This is a genomic window from Flavobacterium sp. (assembly GCF_046073885.1).
Lineage (GTDB): Bacteria > Bacteroidota > Bacteroidia > Flavobacteriales > Flavobacteriaceae > Flavobacterium.
The window spans coordinates 1-5,447 of record NZ_JBJTND010000035.1; the positions used below are offsets into that span (position 1 = coordinate 1).

General features: G+C 32.4%; 9 protein-coding genes. 8 read left to right on the top strand and 1 reads right to left on the bottom strand.

Annotated features, from left to right (window positions below; all coding sequences use genetic code 11):
* The first annotated feature begins 106 nt into the window (after positions 1 to 106).
* Positions 107 to 340: a hypothetical protein gene (locus ACKOWY_RS04965; RefSeq protein ID WP_408940339.1), complete on the top strand. Its 234-nt coding sequence runs from the start codon at positions 107 to 109 to the stop codon at positions 338 to 340.
* Here the strand turns inward: ACKOWY_RS04965 and ACKOWY_RS04970 are convergent.
* Positions 321 to 959 carry a hypothetical protein gene (locus tag ACKOWY_RS04970; protein ID WP_408940340.1) on the bottom strand — a complete coding sequence of 213 codons (639 nt, stop codon included), beginning with the start codon at positions 957 to 959 and terminating at the stop codon, positions 321 to 323. The genes ACKOWY_RS04965 and ACKOWY_RS04970 overlap by 20 nt on opposite strands.
* 236 nt (positions 960 to 1,195) lie before the next feature.
* Between ACKOWY_RS04970 and ACKOWY_RS04975 the strand changes: the two genes are divergently transcribed.
* The 7 genes from ACKOWY_RS04975 to ACKOWY_RS05005 all read left to right on the top strand — a co-directional run.
* Positions 1,196 to 2,083 (top strand): DNA adenine methylase, encoded by an 888-nt coding sequence (locus ACKOWY_RS04975; protein ID WP_408940341.1) that lies wholly within the window; start codon positions 1,196 to 1,198, stop codon positions 2,081 to 2,083.
* A gap of 10 nt (positions 2,084 to 2,093) precedes the next feature.
* Positions 2,094 to 2,618, top strand: a complete 525-nt coding sequence (locus ACKOWY_RS04980) for a transcription termination/antitermination protein NusG (protein ID WP_408940342.1) — start codon at positions 2,094 to 2,096, stop codon at positions 2,616 to 2,618.
* Entirely contained in the window at positions 2,618 to 2,935 is a 318-nt protein-coding gene (locus ACKOWY_RS04985) for a hypothetical protein (RefSeq protein ID WP_408940343.1), read from the top strand. Before ACKOWY_RS04980 ends, ACKOWY_RS04985 begins: the two co-directional genes overlap by 1 nt.
* A gap of 36 nt (positions 2,936 to 2,971) precedes the next feature.
* Positions 2,972 to 4,054, top strand: a complete 1,083-nt coding sequence (locus ACKOWY_RS04990; RefSeq protein WP_408940344.1) for an AAA family ATPase — start codon at positions 2,972 to 2,974, stop codon at positions 4,052 to 4,054.
* A gap of 1 nt (position 4,055) precedes the next feature.
* Complete coding sequence (gene trxA, locus ACKOWY_RS04995; RefSeq protein ID WP_408940345.1) at positions 4,056 to 4,361, top strand: thioredoxin; 306 nt, start codon at positions 4,056 to 4,058, stop codon at positions 4,359 to 4,361.
* 2 nt (positions 4,362 to 4,363) lie between these two features.
* Positions 4,364 to 4,636, top strand: a complete 273-nt coding sequence (locus ACKOWY_RS05000) for a glutaredoxin family protein (protein ID WP_408940346.1) — start codon at positions 4,364 to 4,366, stop codon at positions 4,634 to 4,636.
* Positions 4,637 to 4,784: 148 nt separating this feature from the next.
* Positions 4,785 to 5,447, top strand: a 663-nt coding sequence (locus tag ACKOWY_RS05005; protein ID WP_408940347.1) for a hypothetical protein, incomplete at its 3' end; no start/stop codon positions are given.

Sequence of the window (5,447 nt, forward strand, 5' to 3'; positions counted from 1 at the left end):
GAGATGATGATTGAAGAGATAAAAAAATTGGACAAAAAAAAACTATTCGAAGAAAAACCAAAAAATAAAATATCTATAATGGATAAAATATTAAAGATATTAGGTTATGGAAAAAAAAGGTGAGTTATTAAATCAATTGGCAATCATCTCTGATTTACTTGAAAAAATAAATGCGGAGGTTGAATCATCAACAATAGTGTTAGAAATGACAAATGAAAATTTTTTAAAGTCATTTGAATCAATACAAAAAAAATACGGGCAAAAAATGGAAAAGCCCCAAGATACTTTTTCTATATCAATAGGTGAAGTTAATATTGTATTTAATACGAATAATGTTTAAACAATTGGCTCCGTTTAAAACCTTTACTCTCCAATAAATTATAAAGAATTGTTCGCTGATGGGTGGTTATATCTTTTACAAAGATAAAATTACCCCTCTTTTTTTTCACAAGGTCTTCTTTAACAATATTGAAAAGTCTCTCAGAGTCATTTAAATTTTTATTACCAAACATTCTTACGTCGTCCTCAACCTGTACGAATAGATTTTTATTGAGTGTGAATATTTGTGCAATTTCTTTGACGGACAAGATAAATTCCATCATTTGGTGATATCGAATTCTTTTTTTAATAGAAAAATCCCAAATCAATTCCTCTTGCCAATAAGGTACAATTTCTTTTATTCTGAATTTACCACCTTCAATTGGTGCCGGTTGATTTCGACCTAAACTATCTTTAACCCAAACAGTGGTAGCCCACCTATTGTTGGGAAATACTAAAGCTAACTCGTAGTTTAATTCTTTTTTTCTGGTTCCACCCTGTAATTTCACAAAAGGAGGTTTTCTTTCAGTTTTAAATTCCCTCCAATACTCATAAACCGTGGTACGTTTCATACAACGGTATAATATTTTAACTCTTTTTTTATTACAAAAAAGAACTATAAAATATTTCTTGTCTTTCATATGAACTTAGTAACAAGTGAATATAAACCATAAATAGATAATGCACTCCAAACAATAAAAAAAATTACAATTGCTTTAGGGAAACCACTTGTTTGTTCGTAGATTTCTTTATAACTTTCAGTATTACTTTTTGTACCACATTTTTTACACGCCATATTAAAATATATACTTTTAATTTGTTTTTATCAAATCTTTTGGTTATATTTTATAAAGAAACAATTTAAACACAATACCAAATGATTAGTTATATTGGAGGAAAAGCACGAATAGGTAAATGGATTGTACCATTCATCCCAACAGACATTGAAACCTATGTAGAGGGATTCTCTGGAATGTTTTGGGTTTTCTTCAATATGGATTTAGAGAAATTCCCAAATCTAAAAACTGTTGTATATAATGATTACAATAGATTGAACGCAAATTTGATGAAATGGGCGCGGGATTACGATGTGTTATGGGAAGCGCTATCTCATTACCCTTGTCAACAATTAGGTGTTGAAGATACCCCTCCTTTGTATGGAGAAATGTTCAGAGAGTATCAGTCGGAAGTGTTTGATTCTAATTTAGTTATTACCGATGAGAATAGTTTAGAGATTGCGTGTAAATACATATATGTTCTAACACAAGTATTTTCAGGTTCTAAACCCGAAACTGCAACATATACAGACTACAAGGGAAAATATCGTTGTAAGGTTCTTATTTTTATGGATAAATTAAAAAATCCAAAGTATCGTGAACACTTTGATAGGATAACTTTTGTCGAAAATATGGATTTTCAAGAAGTTGTTGAAAAATATGATTCACCAACTACATATTTTTATATGGACCCACCATATTGGAAAACTGAGAACTATTATTCCAATCACGATTTTGATGTAAATGACCACATCCGTTTGGCAAATTGTATAAAATCAATACAAGGTAAATTTAGTTTATCCTATTATGATTTCCCACAATTGTCTGAATGGTTCCCTAAGTATGAAACAGTAGTGGGAGAACATAATCAATTGAGATTGTTCGAAACAAAATATAATTGGGAACAAAAAGATTTTGCAAAGGCGGCTGCGGCAAAGAAAGACGGAACTCAAAATATGGGAACCGAATTATTAATAATGAATTATTAATTTAAAATATATGAATACGAATTGGTATTTGGTAAAAGTATTGCCAGGTAAGGAAAGACAACTAACGGAAGAATTTAACAGACAAATTGAACTTGGGGAAATTAAGTCGGTTAGTAGATTCATTTGCCCAACTGAAAAACACATTGTTGTTGTTCGTAATAAAAAAATGACAAGAGAGAAGGTACTTTATAGTGGGTATCTATATTTCGAAACACCCAAACCACTCAACGAGGATGAGTTGAAAACAATTTCATTATACCAAAATGTAATGGGTATGGGTGGTAATAGGATTCCAATTGAATTACGTGAAAGTGACGTAAGAAGAATTATAAAAGACGATGTATTAGAGCAACGTGAAGATTCAAAACGACTAAAATATATTATTGGAGAGCACGTGATGGTAATAGAAGGGCCGTTTGCGTCTTTTGAAGGTACGATTGCAGAAATCAAAGGAGAGAAGATTGATGTTGAAATCAAAATATTTGGTAGAAACACCGCGGTCGAATTGACAATGAACCAAATTGAGAAAATATAATGAGTTATTCTTCCGAGGTTTACATTTATTTACAAACTGTAAAAAATTTTCTCAACAATAGTGAGGAAGCTTGGAATTATTTTTTATTTAACTCAGACGAGGAATTATTCTATGAACATTTATGTGAAATTGCTCAGAAAAATTTTGAGGAGAAGGGTGTTGCAACTCTCGACCAAAATCAATTTGAACTATTAAGAAAAACAATTATGGCAATTGTTATTTCAAAAAAAGAAATTTCAGAAAAACCCCAAACTGAAGAAACAACCACAAGTCCATTCATTGACATACCCGGTATAGGGAAAATTTGTCTTAACTAACTTTATTTTTTAACCATTTAATTATATAATAGATATATGTCAAGAAAAATATCTGAGTTTTATCCTATTTACGACAATGTATATGGTAGTGAAGTACCAACTGAACAATACTTTGTAATATTATTCGATAAATTACCGTCAAAATTTGTTAATAACATATACTACGACCCATCAGTCTGTGAATTTTTTGAAAATAACGGATTTGTGGAGTCGGTGAATGTTTATTCAACAAATAGGAGATATGATTTGGCATCACAATCATTATATATTAATGAAGAAAAACAAATTATCATCCGAGTTTTTGGAAATGTATCAAAGGATAAGGATAATCTTATCCAACTTGATATTGCTTATAGTTTAGATAATGGTGGAAAGATTGAAAATCAATTAGAGATGGAAAATCTTAAAACTTATGAGAGAACTAAAAAGAAGTCCAACATAAGTTTGGTAAAAAGTGAAATGGGTCATATGGATACCGAAGAATTTGATTTATCGGTACCACCTATGGATTTGGAATTAAATTATGGAACTGACTTTTTAAAAATCCATAATGTAATTGTGGAGAAACTAAATAAACCGAGTGGTAAAGGAATTATTTTACTACACGGTGAACCAGGTACAGGGAAAACATCCTATTTGAAATATCTTACAGGTCAAATAGAAGATAAAGACATTCTTTTTATTCCACCATCTATGGCGGAGATGTTATCTGAACCATCAATTATACCATTTTTGATGGACCATAAAAATTCCATTTTAATTATCGAAGACTCCGAGAAAGTTATCGGTGATAGACAAAGTGGAAACGTTTCCTCCGCAGGTGTGTCTAACATTCTTAATTTAACCGATGGAATTTTGGGTGATTGTTTATCCATTCAAATAATTGCAACATTCAATATGCAAAAAGAAAATATTGATAAGGCATTATTACGTAAAGGTCGTTTGATTGCGGAACATAAATTTGACAAGTTGAGTATTGATGAAACAAATAAATTATTAAAACATATCGGTAAAGAAACGGAATCTAAAGAAGGAATGACTTTGGCTGATATTTATAATATAGACGTAGATGTCTATAAATCAAACACAAAAGGAAGTAAAATAGGATTTAATAAATAATATGGAAAACGTAACAGCAGAGAGAGTAAAAGAATTACAAGCACAAGGTAAAAAAGTTTTGGTTGATTATTGGGCAAAATGGTGTGGACCTTGCAAAGCATTAATACCGAGATTAGAAAATCTTGAAACCCAATATCCAAATATTACATTTGTTAAAGTTGATGTGGATGAAAACCAATCCGAGGCAGTTGGATTAGGTATCCGCTCAGTACCAACAATTATGATATACAACGGTGAAACTTTGGTCAACCGTTCTGTTGGGGCAAACACTGACGATGTGTATAAGAAAATTTTAGATACGTTATAATAATGGCTGACAAAATTGTCGTTTTTACATTAGATGGTTGTAGGTTCTGTATTGATTTAAAAAAGGAACTTAAAAAATCTGAAATACCATTTAATGAAATAGAAATTTCAAACAATCAAAGTATATGGGATAAAGTAGTTGAACAAACTGGACATAATTTACTCCCAACTGTTTATATCAACAAAGAAGGTACCGATGAGGGTCCTGTTTATGTCCCATCAAGGGATTTTAATAGTCCCAAAGAAATTATAGAAATAATAAAAACAATCTTATAGAAAAAAAAAAGGACTACGGTCCTTTTTTTTATGCGTAATACCATAATAAAAGTATTTATTTAAAACACAATACATTTAAATGGCATTACAAAGAATAAATTGGGAACAAGTCAATACTGAAAATGTAACATCAGGTTCAACAATCGACTTGGGCTCCATATCAACCCCGTTACACGCCGTATATGCTGAGAACTTTTTCATTAATGGTCTGAGTATTGATACAAACGGTAACTTGAACGGTTCGTCTGGTACTAGTGGTACTTCAGGTTCGAACGGTACATCGGGTGTTAGTGGTACAGATGGGACTTCTGGTTCATCAGGTACGTCAGGAGCAAGAGGTGCGTCGGGTTCAAGTGGTTCTTCAGGAACGTCAGGACACGGTACATCTGGTTCATCAGGTACTTCAGGTATTGATGGTAATAATGGAACTTCAGGTTCGTCAGGTACTTCAGGTATTTCAGGTTCATCAGGTACTTCAGGAAATGGTACCTCAGGTTCATCAGGTACGTCGGGAGCAAGAGGTGCGTCAGGTTCTTCAGGAACTTCGGGTAGTTCAGGTTCTTCAGGTGTTTCAGGTTCATCAGGTACGTCAGGTATAGCGGGTGATAACGGTTCATCGGGGACATCAGGTTCAAGTGGCACATCAGGTGTTTCGGGAACTAATGGTTCAAGTGGCTCAAGTGGTTCATCAGGAACATCAGGTGCACGTGGATCACACGGTACATCAGGTACATCTGGTGACGTATATAAAACAACTTCAAATAGTTTAATTGGAGATATTGATGAATTGTTCGATACAGTTCAGACTTTC

What these genes read in the sequence shown, in the direction of transcription:
- ACKOWY_RS04965 (WP_408940339.1), top strand. Translation starts at nt 107, where the DNA reads ATGGAAAAAAAAGGTGAGTTATTAAATCAATTGGCAATCATCTCTGAT.
- ACKOWY_RS04970 (WP_408940340.1), bottom strand. Translation starts at nt 959, where the DNA reads ATGAAAGACAAGAAATATTTTATAGTTCTTTTTTGTAATAAAAAAAGA.
- ACKOWY_RS04975 (WP_408940341.1), top strand. Translation starts at nt 1,196, where the DNA reads ATGATTAGTTATATTGGAGGAAAAGCACGAATAGGTAAATGGATTGTA.
- ACKOWY_RS04980 (WP_408940342.1), top strand. Translation starts at nt 2,094, where the DNA reads ATGAATACGAATTGGTATTTGGTAAAAGTATTGCCAGGTAAGGAAAGA.
- ACKOWY_RS04985 (WP_408940343.1), top strand. Translation starts at nt 2,618, where the DNA reads ATGAGTTATTCTTCCGAGGTTTACATTTATTTACAAACTGTAAAAAAT.
- ACKOWY_RS04990 (WP_408940344.1), top strand. Translation starts at nt 2,972, where the DNA reads ATGTCAAGAAAAATATCTGAGTTTTATCCTATTTACGACAATGTATAT.
- trxA (WP_408940345.1), top strand. Translation starts at nt 4,056, where the DNA reads ATGGAAAACGTAACAGCAGAGAGAGTAAAAGAATTACAAGCACAAGGT.
- ACKOWY_RS05000 (WP_408940346.1), top strand. Translation starts at nt 4,364, where the DNA reads ATGGCTGACAAAATTGTCGTTTTTACATTAGATGGTTGTAGGTTCTGT.